The 15,857-nt window shown below is 69.9% G+C and carries 13 protein-coding genes; 5 read left to right on the forward strand and 8 right to left on the reverse strand.

All coding sequences use genetic code 11. The features are described 5' to 3' along the window. Positions 1 to 482 precede the first annotated feature (482 nt). Both M8I34_RS02655 and M8I34_RS02660 read left to right on the forward strand, forming a co-directional pair. Positions 483 to 1,898, forward strand: a complete 1,416-nt coding sequence (locus tag M8I34_RS02655) for a DEAD/DEAH box helicase (RefSeq protein ID WP_250047667.1) — start codon at positions 483 to 485, stop codon at positions 1,896 to 1,898. A gap of 133 nt (positions 1,899 to 2,031) precedes the next feature. Next, positions 2,032 to 2,475: a nuclear transport factor 2 family protein gene (locus tag M8I34_RS02660; protein WP_250047668.1), complete on the forward strand. Its 444-nt coding sequence runs from the start codon at positions 2,032 to 2,034 to the stop codon at positions 2,473 to 2,475. A gap of 151 nt (positions 2,476 to 2,626) precedes the next feature. On the opposite strand, the gene M8I34_RS02665 is transcribed toward M8I34_RS02660, so the two are convergent. The 4 genes from M8I34_RS02665 to M8I34_RS02680 all read right to left on the reverse strand — a co-directional run bounded on the left by M8I34_RS02665 (position 2,627) and on the right by M8I34_RS02680 (position 7,430). After that, the gene (locus tag M8I34_RS02665; protein ID WP_250047669.1) at positions 2,627 to 3,175 is read right to left on the reverse strand and encodes a MarR family winged helix-turn-helix transcriptional regulator; all 549 of its coding nucleotides are present in this window, start codon (positions 3,173 to 3,175) and stop codon (positions 2,627 to 2,629) included. Then, positions 3,175 to 4,968 (reverse strand): MFS transporter, encoded by a 1,794-nt coding sequence (locus M8I34_RS02670; RefSeq protein WP_250047777.1) that lies wholly within the window; start codon positions 4,966 to 4,968, stop codon positions 3,175 to 3,177. The genes M8I34_RS02665 and M8I34_RS02670 overlap by 1 nt, the downstream gene beginning before the upstream one ends. A 331-nt stretch (positions 4,969 to 5,299) precedes the next feature. Further along, a complete protein-coding gene (locus tag M8I34_RS02675; RefSeq protein ID WP_250047670.1) occupies positions 5,300 to 5,944 on the reverse strand; it encodes a TetR/AcrR family transcriptional regulator in 645 nt (214 codons plus the stop codon). Between the two features lie 298 nt (positions 5,945 to 6,242). Beyond that, positions 6,243 to 7,430, reverse strand: a complete 1,188-nt coding sequence (locus M8I34_RS02680; RefSeq protein ID WP_250047671.1) for a glycosyltransferase — start codon at positions 7,428 to 7,430, stop codon at positions 6,243 to 6,245. Between the two features lie 334 nt (positions 7,431 to 7,764). On the opposite strand from M8I34_RS02680, the gene M8I34_RS02685 reads away from it, so the two are divergent. Next, positions 7,765 to 9,081, forward strand: a complete 1,317-nt coding sequence (locus M8I34_RS02685; protein WP_250047672.1) for an SGNH/GDSL hydrolase family protein — start codon at positions 7,765 to 7,767, stop codon at positions 9,079 to 9,081. 257 nt (positions 9,082 to 9,338) lie between these two features. On the opposite strand, the gene M8I34_RS02690 is transcribed toward M8I34_RS02685, so the two are convergent. Beyond that, positions 9,339 to 9,830 (reverse strand): MarR family winged helix-turn-helix transcriptional regulator, encoded by a 492-nt coding sequence (locus M8I34_RS02690; protein ID WP_250047673.1) that lies wholly within the window; start codon positions 9,828 to 9,830, stop codon positions 9,339 to 9,341. Between the two features lie 112 nt (positions 9,831 to 9,942). On the opposite strand from M8I34_RS02690, the gene M8I34_RS02695 reads away from it, so the two are divergent. Further along, positions 9,943 to 11,169 carry an amidohydrolase family protein gene (locus M8I34_RS02695; RefSeq protein ID WP_250047674.1) on the forward strand — a complete coding sequence of 409 codons (1,227 nt, stop codon included), beginning with the start codon at positions 9,943 to 9,945 and terminating at the stop codon, positions 11,167 to 11,169. A 124-nt stretch (positions 11,170 to 11,293) separates the two neighbouring features. Next, positions 11,294 to 12,277, forward strand: a complete 984-nt coding sequence (locus tag M8I34_RS02700; RefSeq protein ID WP_250047675.1) for an IS481 family transposase — start codon at positions 11,294 to 11,296, stop codon at positions 12,275 to 12,277. On the opposite strand, the gene M8I34_RS02705 is transcribed toward M8I34_RS02700, so the two are convergent. From M8I34_RS02705 to M8I34_RS02715, 3 genes are read right to left on the reverse strand one after another with little or no spacing between them, the layout of a single operon-like run. After that, on the reverse strand, positions 12,274 to 12,624 hold the full coding sequence (locus M8I34_RS02705) for a UBP-type zinc finger domain-containing protein (protein ID WP_244416710.1): 351 nt from the start codon (positions 12,622 to 12,624) through the stop codon (positions 12,274 to 12,276). The genes M8I34_RS02700 and M8I34_RS02705 overlap by 4 nt on opposite strands. Next, positions 12,621 to 14,078, reverse strand: a complete 1,458-nt coding sequence (locus tag M8I34_RS02710) for an ATP-binding protein (RefSeq protein WP_250047676.1) — start codon at positions 14,076 to 14,078, stop codon at positions 12,621 to 12,623. The genes M8I34_RS02705 and M8I34_RS02710 overlap by 4 nt, the downstream gene beginning before the upstream one ends. Next, positions 14,075 to 15,751 carry an FAD-dependent oxidoreductase gene (locus M8I34_RS02715; protein ID WP_250047677.1) on the reverse strand — a complete coding sequence of 559 codons (1,677 nt, stop codon included), beginning with the start codon at positions 15,749 to 15,751 and terminating at the stop codon, positions 14,075 to 14,077. The genes M8I34_RS02710 and M8I34_RS02715 overlap by 4 nt, the downstream gene beginning before the upstream one ends. Between the last annotated feature and the right edge of the window lie 106 nt (positions 15,752 to 15,857).

The raw sequence follows: 15,857 nt of genomic DNA on the forward strand, positions 1-15,857 counted from the left end.
ACCGGCCATCGGAAGGGTGCCGCGGCGAGGGCCGACCGTCTCGCCGCCGAGGGCCGGTCGCCGGGCGAAGGAGGGCTGTTCGGCCCTGGGGCCGCGGAGCCGATCCGGCTGACGATGTGTCTGCCGGGAAGGGCCGGTCTCCCCCGTGCCGATGGCCCTTCCCGGCTCCGGCCACCTCACCTCGCACCGCTTCTGGCCTCTCTTCCGCGATGGCACGCCTTGGCAGGGAGCACGGCCGGCGATGGGACGTCGGGCATGACTCTCCGTACATTGCCCGTCACTGAAGCAGGCGGAGCGAGCGGAGCGACCAGCACCACAGCGCCGGGTCGAACCATTACTTCGTGTTAGCCTCAAATGCTTTGACGACTGTGCCGGCTGGCGATTTCGTCCGTACGGTTCCCCTTGTTCGTCGGCTGCTCATCACTGGGCTGCTCATTCCTGCCGGGCCTTCCTCGGTACGTTCCCCCTGCGGAAGGCTCTTCATGAACCACCCGGACCGCCTCGACACCTCGCACGGCAAGCTCGCCCAGCCGGCGCCCCTCACCCCGACGGTGCCCCCGGTCGCCTCCTTCGCCGACCTGGAGCTGCCGGCCGAGGTGCTGCGGACGCTCACCGAGCTCGGTGTGCACGAGCCCTTCCCGATCCAGGCAGCCACGCTGCCCCACGCCCTCGCGGGACGCGACGTCCTGGGGCGCGGGCGCACGGGATCGGGCAAGACGCTCGCCTTCGGACTGCCGCTGCTCACACGGACGGCCGGGCGGCGCGCGGAGCCGAAGCAGCCTCTCGCCCTGGTCCTGGTGCCTACCCGGGAGCTGGCCCAACAGGTATCCGAGGCGCTCACGCCGTATGCCGACGCGCTCCGGCTGCGGATGGCCACGGTCGTCGGCGGCATGTCGATCGGCCGGCAGGCCGCCGCGCTGCGCGACGGGGCCGAGGTCGTCGTCGCCACCCCTGGCCGTCTGCACGACCTCATCGAGCGCAAGGCCTGCCGCCTGGGACGGGTACGGATCACCGTTCTCGACGAGGCCGATCAGATGTGTGACATGGGCTTCTTGCCGCAGGTCACCGAGGTGCTCGACCAGGTGCACCACGACGGCCAGCGGATGCTGTTCTCGGCCACCCTGGACCACGACGTCGACCACCTGGTCCGCCGCTACCTCCACGACCCCGTCGTCCACTCGGTCGACCCGTCCGCGGGCGCGGTCACGACGATGGACCACCATGTGCTGATCGTCCACGGCCCCGACCGGTACGCCGTGACGACGGAGATCGCCGCCCGCGACGGCCGCGTACTGCTGTTCCTGGACACCAAGCACGCCGTCGACCAGCTCACCCGGCATCTGCGGGCCAGCGGCGTGCACGCCGCGGCCCTGCACAGCGGCAAGTCCCAGCCGCAGCGCACACGGACCCTCGCACAGTTCAAGAACGGCCAGATCACCGTCCTGGTGGCGACCAATGTCGCGGCCCGTGGTCTGCACGTCGACGACCTCGATCTCGTGGTGAACGTCGACCCGCCCACCGACCCCAAGGACTATTTGCACCGCGCGGGCCGCACCGCCCGGGCCGGTGAGTCCGGCAGCGTCGTCACACTGGTGCTGTCGAGCCAGCGCCGCGAGATGAGCCGGCTGACGGCCGAGGCCGGCATCGAGCCGACGATCACCAAGGTGCGCTCGGGCGAGGCGGAGCTGAGCCGGATCACCGGGGCCAAGGCTCCCTCCGGCACCCCGCTCGACGGTGGGCCCGCCACGCCCCGGGCCAAGAACACCAACACCCCCTTCCGCGGGCTGGGCACCAGCAAGGACGCCTCCCGCGGCACCGGCGGCAAGTCCCGCAAGGCCAACGAGGCCCGCAAGCTCGCCGAGGCCCGCAAGGCGGCCCGGGTGCGCCGCGGCGCCTGAGAGCCGCTGCCCTGTTGCCGTGGCCGGCCCTTACCCCTGACGTAATGGACCGCACTCCCCCACTACGGCAGCGTGGTGCACGTCAACGAGACCCCGACGAGGGTTCCGGCACCGCAGGCCCGAGGAGTGCACCATGCCCGTCAAGTCCCCCGACACCAGCGTGAGTTCCGCTGCCGACACCACCCGCCACGTCGTCCAGGAGTTCCTCGCAGCCCGGATGGCCGGGGACGTCGAGCGGCTTGTCGCACTCTTCGCGGACGACGTCGACTGGCTGCTCGCCGAGAACCCCGCTGTCCCGTGGATCCGGCCGCGCTCCACCGGCGCAGAATGCGCCGCCCAGGTCACGGAGCTGGCCGAACACACGGTGGCCGAGGACGCGCGGGCCTCCGTCGACACGTTCCTCGTGGACGGCACCGACGCCGTCCTGATGGGGCACCTCTCGGGGACCGTGCGCGCGACGGGGAAGTCCTTCGAGGGACCGTTCGCGCTGCGCCTCACCGTCGAGGAGGGCCGGATCACCCGGCACCACCTCTACGAGAACAGCGTGTCGATCGCCGAGGCGTGCAGGACTTCCTGAGTCCCGAGGTTCTGAGCTCCCGAGGCCCTGAGCTCCCGAGGTCCCGAGCTCCCGGGGGTCCCGAGCTCCCGAGGGTCCCGCTTCACCTCACTGCTACCGGAGCGGGCCCTCGATCAGGGTTTCCTCGCGTCCCGTCCGAGAATGCCGTTGATCACCGTGGCTGCGGGCCGGCCGGTGGCTTCTCCCATGCGACGAGCTCTTCCAGCGCGGGGAGCGCCTCGTACAGCAACTGCTGCCGGTCGGGGTCCAATTGGGCGATCCGTTCGGAGAGCAGACCGGTTGTCTCCCGGCGTACGGTGCGCAGCAGCGCCAGCCCGTCGTCGTTGAGGCTGATCAGGCTGGCGCGCTGGTCCGCGGGGTCGGGACGGCGCGCGATCCAGCCGGAGTTGTCCAGCAGATCCACCATGCGCGAGGTGGTGGACAGGGCGATGTTCATCCGTGCGGCGAGTTCACTGACCCGCAGCGGACCGTGGGCGGCGAGCGCCGCGAGGGCGGCCGTCCGGCTGGGGGTGAGATCGCGGTGCCGGCTCAGGCCGCGGAGCAGCGGCAGCAACTGCTGGATCACGGCACGCAGCCGCCCGGCCAGCTCCGCCGGTTCTGCCCGGGACGGCGGCGACTGCTCGGTGGCGGGGCCGGGGTCTAGGTCGGCGTCGAGGCCGAGGTCGGAGTCAGGGCCCAGGTCGGAGTCGGGCTGCTGCATCAAGGGCTCCTGGGAGGCGGCGGTGGCGGGAGTGGGGGCGGGTGTGGGGGCAGGGGTAGTGGCGCGTCGGTGCGGGTGAGTGCGCCGGATTTGGCGGCCGGGCCGGGGCCGTTCGTGGATGCGGACCCGGGCGTGCCGCCGCCCGCGGCGACCGGTGCCGCCGCCGACGCCGACGCCGACACGTCCCCCACCCTGGTACGGGCCCGCCCGTCCTCGTGGACGTAGCGTCCGCCGCGCAGCAGCGAGGCGACCGCGGCGATCAGGCAGGCGGCGATGGCGAAGTCGAAGGCGACGGCCAGCCCGTCGGAGAACGGCTGGGAGATCAGCTGCGGGAAGAATTCCCGTCCGGTCAGATACGCGGCATGCCCGGGCGGAAGGTGGCCGAGCACCTGCGGCCCGAGGAGGGTACGGACGGGGTTGTAGCCCAGGAGAGAGGCGAACAGTACGCCCACCGGTGGCAGCGCCGCGACCTTGGCGGCGTCGGGTGCCGGGACGCCCTGGGCGGTCAGCCCGCTCGTGAGGGCGCGGGGCAGGGACCCGGCCAGGCCCGCGATCATCAGTGAGAAGAAGATGCCGATGGACAGCACCATGGCCGAGTTCTGGAAGGTGGTGCTGATGCCGGCGCCCACCCCGCGCTGGTCGGGCGGCAGGCTGTTCATGATGGCGGCCCGGTTGGGGGCCGCGAACAGGCCCATGCCGATGCCGTTGAGCAGCAGGATCAACGCGAAGGTCGGGTAGTCGAAGTCGACCGGCAGGGCTTGCAGCGCCACGAACGTGCCGGCCGCGAGCAGCATCCCGCCGGTGGCGAAGGCCCGGGCGCCGAACCGGTCCGAAGCCCATCCGGAGACCGGACCGGCCACCAGGAAGCCGAGGGTCAGCGGCAGCATGTAGATGCCGGCCCACAGCGGGGTCTCGGTGAAGCCGTAGCCGTGCCGGGGCAGCCAGATCCCCTGAAGCCAGATGATCAGGAGGAACATCAGGCCGCCGCGGCCGAGCGAGGCGAGCAGACTGGCGAGGTTGCCCGCGGTGAACGCGCGGATGCGGAAGAGCCCGAGCCGGAACATCGGCGCCGCCACCCGTGTCTCGACGACGCAGAAGACGGCCAGCAGGAGCGCCCCGCCCCCCATCGCGGCCAGCACGGTGGGATTGCTCCAGCCCATGGTGTGTCCGCCGTAGGGCTGGATGCCGTAGGTGATCCCGGCCAGCAGGGCGATCAGTCCGGCCGCGAAGGTGAGGTTGCCCCACCAGTCCGGCCGGGCCGGGGTGCGGATTCCGGTGTCCCGCAGTTTCAGATACGCCCAGACGGTGCCGAACACGCCGAACGGCACCGACACCAGGAAGACCAGCCGCCAGTTGACGGGTCCGAGCAGGCCGCCGAGCACCAGCCCGACGAAGGAACCGGTGATGCCCGCGACCTGGTTCAGGCCGAGGGCGAGGCCGCGCTGCCGGGCGGGGAAGGCGTCGGTGAGGATGGCGTTGGAGTTCGCCATCAGCATCGCGCCGCCGACGCCCTGAAGGACCCGCATGGCGATCAGCCACAGGGCGCCGGCCGTGCCGTGCTGCCAGGTCACCGACAGCAGCACGGAGAAGACGGTGAAGACGGCGAAGCCCAGGTTGTACATCCGGGTCCGGCCGTACATGTCGCCCAGCCTGCCGAAGCTGACCACCAGCACGGCGGTGACGACCAGATAGCTCATGATCAGCCACAGCAGTAGGCCGGTGTTCCCCGGCTGAAGCGGGTCCACGCCGATGCCCCGGAAGATGTCGGGCAGCGCGATGAGCATGATCGACATGTTGATGGACGCGATCAGCACGCCCAGGGTCGTGTTCGACAGCGCGACCCATTTGTAGCCCGCACCCTGTGCGCGGCGCGGCCGCGGGCCGGCAGCGGCCCGGTCGCCGGAATCAGCAGCAGTACTTCCCACGGGGCACCTACTCCCACCGGGATATTTACTTGCTTGACATCAACCAATCTAACTCTCGGCGCGGAGTCCGGCCAGGACGGATCCGTGGCGACGGATGCGGGGCGACGGATGCCGCGCACCGTCCTCATGCGGAGGCGAGGGCCTCATCGCGGGCGGGCGGGCCTGCGGGTACCCGCGGTGGGATCCGACGCTAGGTAACTCACGCCTCCGGAGCGACGAGGCCACGGAGCAAGGGAGTGGCGATCCGCACGATGTCGTCCACGTCCGCCTCGGCCAGGTCGGGCATGTGCAGCAGATAGCGCTGGGCGGCGAGACCCATCATGATCGCGCTGAACAACGCGGCACGCAGTCGCGCGTCGGGAGCATCGATGGTGGCAGCGATGTGATCGGTGACCTCGGCCGTGACATGCCGGCGCAGCAGCTCCGCCGCTTCCTCGCTCGTCATGCTGGTCCGCAGGAGCACCGCCATGGGGCCGTCCGGATCCGCGGCCCAGGTGTCCAGCATGCCGCGCAGGCGGTTCTCCACCGTGTGGCCGGGGTCGCTGGTGGTGAGTTCGTCGTGGGGGATCTGCCAGTGGACGGCCTCGCGGAACAGGTCCTGCTTGCTGCCGAAGTACTGGATCACGGAGGACTTGTCCACGTCGGCTTCAGTCGCAATGGCGCGGATGGTGGCGCGCTCGTAGCCGACTTCGGCGAACTTCCGCCGTGCGGCCGTCAGGATGCGCCGACGTGTGCGCTCGCCTTTGCGCTCCGGAAGGACTGCTTCCTCGGCCGGGTCCGCTGAATCGTACTTCCGCCGCGCGGCCTGTCCCGGCGCATTCGTCGCTGCATCGGCGCAGGTCAAAGTCGGTCCCCTTTCCGGTGCCGGCCCTGATGCTACAAGCACCTCCGGGCGGCGCCGACACCTTGGAGACGGCGGATCGAAAAGCTCCGGAGGGAACGGCCGACGCTGCGGCATGGGGAGGAGCCGACGTTGCAGCATGGGGAGGAGCTGACGCTGCGGCACGGGGAATGGCCGACGCCCAGCCGGCCCCTACCACCACTGCGCTCCGGCCGCTGGAGTACCAACGGCCGGAACGAGACGGGGAGAACGGTTCGGCGGAACCGTCACCGTGGTGAGGTGCGGACGGGAGCCGTCCGGCTCAGGCGGCCAGCGCCGCGGCGTCCTCCACCAGCCGGCCGAGGTCCGGCAGAGCGTGGGACCGGCGCTGGAATCCTTGGGCGCGGGACCGGTAGGAGCGGTCCTCCAGTACGTTGCGCGCCGCCGCGGCCAGCGAGTCGCGGGTGACGTCCTGGACGTCTATCCGGGTCCCGACGCCCAACTCGTGGAGCCGGCCCGCATTGTGGGACTGCTCGGCGAACAACGGCACCGCCACCATGGGGACTCCGGCCGCCAGGGCTTCCCGGGTGCCGTTGAACCCAGCATGCGTGATGAACAGGTCGCTGGACCGGAGCAGCAGTTCCTGCTGGACGAACGACGTCAGATGGACGTTGTCGGGGCGCGGCCCGTCCCACTGCCGCGGGTCGCGGTCCGCTCCCAGGGCCACGACACCGGTGACCGGCAGCTCTCCGAGAGCCTCGACGATGATCTCCAGCAGGGCATGGGCGCCGCCGGGGAGCCGGGGAGCGTTCGACCCGAGGGTGGCGAGGACCAGCGGCCGGTCCGTGGAGAGTTGGGCGATGTCCGGGTCGAGACCGCCCTGTGCCGTCTGGGTGGGGACCTGGTAGTAGCGGGCGCCGGGCAGTCGGCTGTCCGTGGGGTAGAAGTCCTCCGGAACGACTCCGGCGCGGAAGTCCCGGAACGGGTGCCAGGCGTCGTTGACCGGCGCCAGGCCGAGCTTCCCCCGCTGGCGGTTGAGCTCCTCCGTCACGGCGGGGTGGGCGTACGGCGCCATCGGCGCGATGTCCAGAGCGCCGTGCGGGATGCCGAGGCTCTCCGCCGCCAGATAGCCGCCGTACTCGGTCGACTCGTGGAGGATCAGGTCCGGTTGCCAGCTCTTCGCCACTTCGAGGAGGTCGGGGGTGCTGGCCTCGGCAAGGTGCCCGACGAAGGCCGCGGCGAAGAACTCCGGCGCCAGCTCGACGGTCACGGAGCCGACCTTCGCCATCTCCGGCGGGGGCCGGAGCGCACCGCCCTGGAGCGCTTCCCCCATCGACTGCATGTGGGGCAACGTCAGCGCGGTGAGTCCGCGCTTCTCGATGTGCTGGACAACGCCGGCTCCCGTGGCGATGGCCACCTCATGACCTGCCTCCCGGGCTCTCTCCGCCACGGGCAGCACCAGAGGCGCGAGGTGCGAGTAGATGGCCTGTGCGGTGATGAGGATGCGCATGGTGCTCGCTCTCCACGATGCGGTGCGGGCGCCAACGTGTGGGCCTCGCCCCGGACTTCACGGTCGACTTCTCAAAAACTAAACGCTTGTTGAGAATCTACCACTCGCCCTTCCGGCCCCCTGCGGGCCCCCGCAACACTCGCTCACGCTGGTGTGCTCACTCACCCACGCTGGTGTGCGCACGCGCCCACGCCCACTGGCCTGCCGCCGGGCAAGGGGACGGCCTGCCATAGGTAGGGCCTGCCCGAAGGCCGATTCGGGGGACAGCCCTGGTGACCTCGGAGCCGAATGGCGCTGAGATCTCCTCATCACTCATTTCCCGAGGAGACACCTGATGCGTTCAGCAAAGCCGCGGCCCTTGAAGAGGACGGGACGGCGGGGCACGCTCGCCGCTGTCACGGCGGTACTCACCGCGCTCGCCGTCTCGACAGCTGTGGCACACGGCGACGCGCGGCCGCAGCTGCGCGACAGCAAGGGGCCGGTGTGGACCGGGGCGTGGGGCACGGCCATGCAGCGGCCCGTCGCGGGCAGCGAGGACTGGGGGCCCAACTGGTCACAGCACGGGTTCGCCGACCAGTCCGTACGCCAAGTGGTCCGCGTCGCAAACGGCGGCTCCGCCTTAAGAATCCGGCTTTCCAACGCTTACGGCACCACGCCGCTGCGGATCACTGCCGCGACCGTCGGCCGGTCCGCCGGCGATGCCCAGGTCTGGCCGGGCACCGTACGCAAGGTGACGTTCGGCGGTCGCCAGGGCGCCACCATCGCCCCTGGACGAGACCTCGTGAGCGACGCCGAGGGCCTGCGCACCTCCCCGCTGGAGAAGCTGACCGTCACCCTGTACTTCGCCGGCCGCACCGGTCCGGCCACCTTCCACCGGTTCACCACCGCCACCTCGTACCGCGCCTCCGGACGCCGACTGTCCGATCCGGCGGGTGACCTGTTCAAGGAGTCCACGAACGCGTGGTACTTCCTGAGTGGGGTGGAGGTGTCCGGCGCCGCCTCCCCGCGGCGTGGCACCGTGGTCGCCTTTGGTGACTCGCTCATCGACGGGACAGGGGCCACACCCGGCGCCGACCACCGCTTCACGGACAAGCTCGCCGAACGCCTCGTGGCCGACCGCCGCCCGCTGGACGTGGTCAACGCCGGTATCGGCGGAAACCGGCTCCTCAACGACTCCCCCTGCTACGGGGACAAGGCCACCGACCGCTTCCGGCGCGATGTGCTCGACCGCCCCGGCGTGCGCACGGTGATCATCCACCTGGGCGCCAATGACATCGGCGCCCCGAAGATAGCCGACCCCTGTATGGGCACCGCACCCCACGTGACCGCACGCCAGATCATCGACGCCCACAAACAGCTGATCCGCGCCGCCCACGCCCGCGGTGTCAAGGCCGTCGGTGCGACCATCCTGCCCATGAAGGGCGCCCTCTTCCCCGTCTACAGCGAGCAGGGCGAGAAGGTCCGGGCCGCCGTCAACCACTGGATCCGCGCCGGCGGCGCCTACGACGCCGTCCTCGATGTCGATCGTGCCCTCGCCGACCCCGCCGATCCCACCCTGCCGCGCCCCGGCTACGTCTTCAAAGACGGCCTGCACCCCAACGAGGCCGGCTTCCACGCCATCGCCTCCGCCGTGGACCTCGACGCCCTCTGACACCCACACCGGCAGCGCCATGACCGTATGACACGGCGAATCGACGCGGCGGGCGGCCCGTGGCGGCGATCGAAGCCGCCGGCATCGACAGTGACGGGACCGCCAGGTACAAGCTGCCTAGCGGTATTGCCCACGAGCGTTGTTGACAATGCTCAGGGGTTCGCTTCGTCCGGTTTTCGGGAGCTTGCCCGAGGGTGATGTTGCGGCGTGACGCGGGTCCTGCCCTTTGGTCCTGCGCTACATCGCTGCGGGGTGGTTCAGTCGTGTGCGCGGGCACTCGTGTCATCGTCGCTGCGGTGGGTCTGCCGGGCGGACCAGGCGCTGGCGTCCTGGCTGTAGCGGATGAGGAACTGGGCGAACTGCATGCGCTCGGTCGGCTCCCATGCAGCGGTGATGTGCTCAAAGGTCTCGCGCTGCTCGGAGGCGAAGCGGCGGCGCTCGGTTTGGCCGGCCTGAGTGAGTTCAAGGACGGTGCGGCGGCCGTCTGCCTGGGATGCGGATCGCCGCAGCAGTCCGTCGGCGATGCAGGCGGCAATGGTGCGGCTGGCGACGGGCTGGGTGACGCCCATCTCGGCGGCGATGCCGCCGACCGTCATCTCGCCGGGCGCGTCCGCGACCACGTTCAGGACGAGGTTGCGGGTCAGATCCCCGCGTCCGCCCGAGGTGCGCCGCCGCAGCCGCGACAGGGCAGGTCCGACCTGATCGAAGAGGCCCTTGCCGGTCTCCCGGGGCGTTGACGAGCTGCTCATGCCGCCCATCCTAGGGAGTTTTGGTCGACATGCATAACCATTCCATTATGCATGTGCATAGCTTTAGGTATACGTTGAGATGGAGGGTCGTACTCCAGGATCGAGGTAAGCCATGTCCGTGACCGCTATTGCTGGTGCCCGGGTCTTCGACGGCGAGAAGCCGCTGGGGGTGACCACCGTGCTCGTCGAGGGCGGGCACATCGCCCGCATCGGCGGCGACGCCCCAGCAGGGGCCGAGATCGTCGACGGCAGCGGCGCCACGCTGCTCCCCGGCCTGATCGACGCGCACGTCCACACCAGCCGGGACGCGCTGGCGTTGGCGCTGCGGTTCGGTGTGACGACCGAGTTGGAGATGCAGGGCACCAACACGCGGGACAACCGGGCCCACATCAGCGAGGACGATGCCGTCGCTGACGTGCGTTCCTCCGGTTTCGGTATCACCCCTCCGGGCGGCCACCCCAGTGAGCTGTTCCCCGAGGGTTTCCGTCCCGGCCCTCCTCCCGGCGCCAAGCCTGCAGGAGAGCCGCCGTTGATGCCGTTCTCCACCACCCCCGAAGAAGCCGTTGCATTCATCCCGCAATTGATCGAGCGCGGCTCGGACTACATCAAGTTCATGGTCGACGACGGCAGCGTCGAAGGGCATCCGGGCCTGCCCATGCTTGACCAGGCCACCTTGAACGCCGGCGTGGCTGAGGCCAAGAAGCATGGCATGCTCACCATCGCCCACGCCCTGACCGTGGACGCCACCCGTATGGCCATCGAGGCGGGTATCGACGGCCTGGCCCACCTTTTCATGGACCAGCCCCACACCGACGAGATCATCAACCTGGTCAAGACCGCTGGAGTGTTCGTCGTGCCCTGCGTCGTCCTGAACGCCTCCATGATGGGCATCACCGGAAGCGACCTCGCCGACGATCCGCGCGTCGCCACCCGCCTCGATGCGGACTGGGACAAGGCCCTGCGCTCCGCCTTCGGCCACTACCCCCAAGGCAAGATCGAAGACGTCCTGGCCACCGTCAAGGCCCTCGCCGACGCAGGCGTGGACCTGCTGGCCGGCACCGACGTCTCCCTGCCCCTGCCCTTCCTGGGCGGGCTCGCCCACGGCGCCAGCGTCCACCACGAACTGCAGTACCTGGTTCAAGCCGGCCTCACCCCCGCCCAGGCCCTGCGCGCAGCCACCGCCACCACTGCCCGCCGCTTCGCCCTCGAAGACCGCGGCCGCATCGCCGAGGGTATGCGCGCCGACCTCCTCCTCATCGACGGCGACCCCACCAGCACCATCTCCGACACCCTCAACACCCGCGCCATCTGGCGCCGCGGCACCCGACTCGCGGCCTGACCCTCCTGCCGCCCACCACACAGCGCCATAGGCCGCCGACCACCGGGTCGGCGGCCTCATGTGCCTGCGCTCCCCGCCTGAGCCCAGACGACTGATCAAGATCCGCACCACAGCAGAGGTCTTCGTGTCCCACCCCAACGCCCGACTGACCGTCTACGGCAGACGACTTCTGATCGACCGGGTCCGAGCCGGGCGCCCCGTCGCGCACGTAGCCGACGAAATGGGCATCTCCCGCGCCACGGCCTACAAGTGGGTACGTCGCTGGCGCACCGAGGGCGACACCGGCCTGTTCGACCGCACGAGTCGGCCCCGGACTACCCCGCACCGCACTGCCCCAGACGTCGAGAAACAGGTCTGCGCGCTGCGGCGCGAGCGAAAGCTCGGCCCCGCACGGATCGGTCCGATCCTGGGCATACCCGCCTCCACAGTCCATCGCGTGCTCACCCGCCACGGACTGAACCGACTGCGCTGGATGGACCGGCCCACCGGCCAGGTAATTCGCCGGTACGAACGCGCACGCCCCGGCGAGCTGATCCACGTCGATATCAAGAAGCTCGGCAACATCCCCGACGGCGGCGGGCACCGCATCAAGCCCCGGCAGCAGGCCGGTGCCAACAGGCAGGCGACGACCGATGCGCGCAAGGGCGGCAGCCCCGTCATCGGATACAGCTTCGTCCACACAGCCATCGACGACCACTCCCGGCTCGCCTACAGCGAGGTCCTGGCCAACGAGCGCAAGGAGACCGCAGCCGCGTTCTGGCGACGCGCGAACGCCTTCTTCTCCGAACACGGCATCACCGTCGAACGCGTCCTAACCGACAACGGCTCCTGTTACCGATCCAAGCTGTTCGGCCAGACCTTGAGCGTCGCTGGCATCGTCCACAAACGCACCCGACCGTACCGCCCGCAGACGAACGGCAAGGTCGAACGCCTGAACCGCACGCTGCTCGACGAATGGGCGTACGTGCGCCCGTACTCCAGCAACGCCGAGCGCACCGCAGCTCTCGTGGAGTTCCTCCACACCTACAACCATCACCGCTGCCACACTGCACTCGGCGGCCACCCGCCCATCAGTCGAATCAACAATGCTGCGGGTCAATACACCTAGCCCAGTCGGTCGGCCCAGTCCTTCGGGACTCGTCCCGCGGGGCCGGGGGTGGGCTGATCGGCCGGGTGGCTCTCGGGGGGAGTCAGGTGCGGGCCCGCGGCGGACATCTCCGAGGTCTCGTAGTTCCAGAACCAGCTTTCGCCCGGTTCGAAGCTACGGATCACCGGGTGCCCGGTGGCCCGCACGTGGGCCGTCGCGTGCTTGGCGGGCGAGTCGTCGCAACAGCCGATGTGGCCGCACTGTGCGCAGCGTCGCAGGTGGAACCACCAGCCGCCGTCGGCGTCGCACTCGACGCAGCCGGCTCCGCTGGGTGGGACCGAGGGGTCGATTCCGTTCGGGGAACTCATGACGGCTCCTGTGGGGGTTGGGGGTCGGCGGAGGCCAGCGGGAGGCGTACCTGGAAGCGGGTGTCGCCGGGGGCGGAGTCGAGTCGCAGGTCCCCCTGGTGTTTGTTGACGACGATGCGCCAGGAGATGTCCAGGCCGAGGCCCGTGCCCTCACCCACCGGTTTGGTGGTGAAGAACGGGTCGAAGACGCGGTCGCGGATCTCCTCGGGGACCCCGGGGCCGGTGTCCTGGAACTCGACGAGCAGATGGTCTCCGTCGCGCGCGGTGCGTACGGTCAACGTGCCGTCGGCGTCCGTGCTGTTCATCGCCGAGACGGCGTTGTCGATCAGATTCGTCCATACCTGGTTGAGCTCACTGGGGTAGGCCGGGATCTTCGGCAGGGTGCGGTCGTAGTCCTTGACGACGGTGATGTGGGGGCCGATCTTCGCGGAGACCATCAGCAGGGTGCTGTCCAGCAGTTCGTGCACGTCGGCGACCTGGTGGGGTGCACGGTCGAGTTGCGAGTACTGCTTGGCCGCGGTGACGAGGGCCGAGACGCGGTTGGTCGACTCCTCGATCTCGTTCATCAACAGTTCGGTCTCGACGGTGTAGTTGAGCCACCGCACGGCACCTTCGAGGGTGTCGCTGTCCACGACCGCGGCGATCTGGTCCAGCCATTCGGTGTCGAGGCCGGCCTGTACGAAGGTCGGCGCGAGCTGCCATCCGTCCGCGATGCCGTGGTCGTCGAGCCAGTCGGAGAGGGTGTCCTCCCGGTCGGAGGCCTCCAGCGGGCTCAGGGTGGTGGCCTTGGCGACGCGCTCGGCCGTGCGTTCCTGGACGTCGATGAGTGTCTCCAGGCTGTCGCGCCGGTACGGGCGTGCCGCGATGATGCCCAGCTTGTGGCGCATGCCGGCAACACGCTCACGGAGCGCGGACGTGGCGCGCACGGCCGCGGTGGCAGGGTTGTTCAGCTCATGGGTCAGCCCTGCGGACAGCGACCCGAGCGCCAGGAGCCGTTCTCGCTGGCCGACGGCCTCCTGGGCGCTCTTGGTGCCGAAGAAGAGGCCTTCCAGCAGGTGTACGGCCATGGGAAACCACTCGCGCATGATCGCGGCGAAGGTCTCCGCGGGAAGTACGAAGAAGCGTGAGGGCTCGATGACCCGCAGGGAGCTGTTGTACACCTGCCGCAAGCGGTCACCCAGGTAGGCCTGGAAGGCTCCCGCGTACACCCCGCGGCCGGAGCTCCGGTTGATCTCCACGTCGTAGTCCCCGATCCGGCGCGAGAGAACGACGGTCCCTTCGAGCAGCACGTAGAAGCACGTGGCGGCGTCGCCCTCCCCGTACACGGGCCCGGGTTCGAACTCCTCCACACGGCCTTCGCGGCAGAGCAGGGCGATCTGGTCGGGAGCCAGCTTCTCGAAGAGGAACAGCGAGCCGAGTTCCTCCTGACTGCACGGCATCGGCCGGCCGTTCATGACTGCTCCAGATACCGGTGGGCGAGCATGACCGCCATCGCTCCCTCTCCCACTGCGGACGCGACACGCTTGGCGGACTCGGCGCGGGCGTCTCCGGCCACGAACACGCCCGGGACGTTCGTTTCCAGGTGGTAGGGCGGCCGGTCCAGCTCCCAGTCGGCCGGCGGGCGCCCGTCCGCGGTCAGGTCGGGGCCGGTCAGGATGAACCCGCGGGAATCCCGGAGCACCGTTCCCTCCAGCCAGTCGGTCAGCGGGGCCGCGCCGATGAAGACGAACATCCACTGGGCGTCGACGAGTTCGGTGTCTCCGGTCGCCGTGTCGCGCAGGGTGATCTGTTCCAGTTGACGCGAGCCGTGGGCGGCGTCGACGACCGTGTTGGTGCGTACGGAGATCGTGGGCGTCTCGTCGACCTGCTGGATGAGGTAGTGCGACATCGACGTGGACAAGGAGGGCCTTCGCACCAGTACGGTGACCGACTTGGCGCTCCGGGCCAGGTATATCGCGGCCTGGCCTGCGGAGTTCGCCCCGCCGACGATGTACACATCATGACCTTGGCACGCGGCCGCTTCGGTCAGGGCCGAGCCGTAGAACACTCCGCAGCCGGTCAGCTCGGTCACATGGGGCGCCTCCAGCTGCCGGTACGACACGCCGGTCGCGAGGATCACGGCGTGCGCGGCGACAGCGGAGCCGTCCGAGAACCGGACGACGCGCGAGGCGCCATTGATCTCCAGCCCGCTGACCTCGCGCGCGGTCAGTATCTCGGCACCGAACTTCGCCGCCTGACGCCGGGCCCGGTCGGTCAGCTGCGCCCCGGACACGCCGTCCGGAAAGCCGAGATAGTTCTCGATGCGCGAGCTCTGGCCCGCCTGGCCCCCGGTCGCGGAGCGTTCCACGAGGACGGTCCGCAGCCCCTCGGAGGCCCCGTACACCGCCGCACCCAAACCGGCCGGTCCGCCGCCGATGATGACCAGGTCGTAGAAGTCGGTAGCCGGGGTCGTCGCGAGGCCGACCCGGGCGGCGAGCTCCTGGTCCTCGGGCTCGATGAGGGCCGTGCCGTCCGGAGTGATCACCAGCGGGAGCCGCAGGCCGTCCTGGCCCGCGGCGCACAGCAGCCGCCGGCCTTCCGGATCATCGGACGAGTACCAGCGGTACGGCACCTGGTTGCGGGCCAGGAACTCCCGTACGGCCGACGAGCGCGCCGACCAGCGGTGCCCGACGACCTTGGTGACGGCCACCGGCCGCTGATCGGTGGCCCGCCAGGCCTGAAGCAGATCGTCGAGGACGGGGTAGAGCTTCTCCTCGGGCGGCTCCCAGGGCTTGAGGAGGTAGTGATCGAGGTCGACGACGTTGATCGCGTCGATGGCCGCGTTGGTGTCCGCGTACGCGGTCAGCAGCACCCGCCGGGCGCCGGGGTAGATGTCGAGAGCCTGTTCGAGGAACTCGATGCCGTTCATCTTCGGCATCCGGTAGTCGGCCACGATCACCGCGACGGGGCCGCCGCGCAGCTTCAGCTCGCGCAGGGCATCGAGGGCGGACTCGCCGGACTCCGCGCGTACGATCCGGTACGCCGCGCCGTAGCGTCGCCGCAGGTCGCGGGCGACAGCACGCGATACGCCCGGGTCGTCGTCCACAGTCATGATGACGGTCCGGGCCGGACTGGCGGCCTGATCCATAGGCACCCCGTCCCCGGGTCGATCACCCTTCCGCACCGACTTCGTGTGCCTGTCCGGCTCGCCAGTGCGCCAGCAATGACCATTTTATGGGTGATTATCAAGCTCT

It is taken from the genome of Streptomyces sp. MCA2, assembly GCF_023544705.1.
Classification (GTDB): domain Bacteria; phylum Actinomycetota; class Actinomycetes; order Streptomycetales; family Streptomycetaceae; genus Streptomyces; species Streptomyces decoyicus.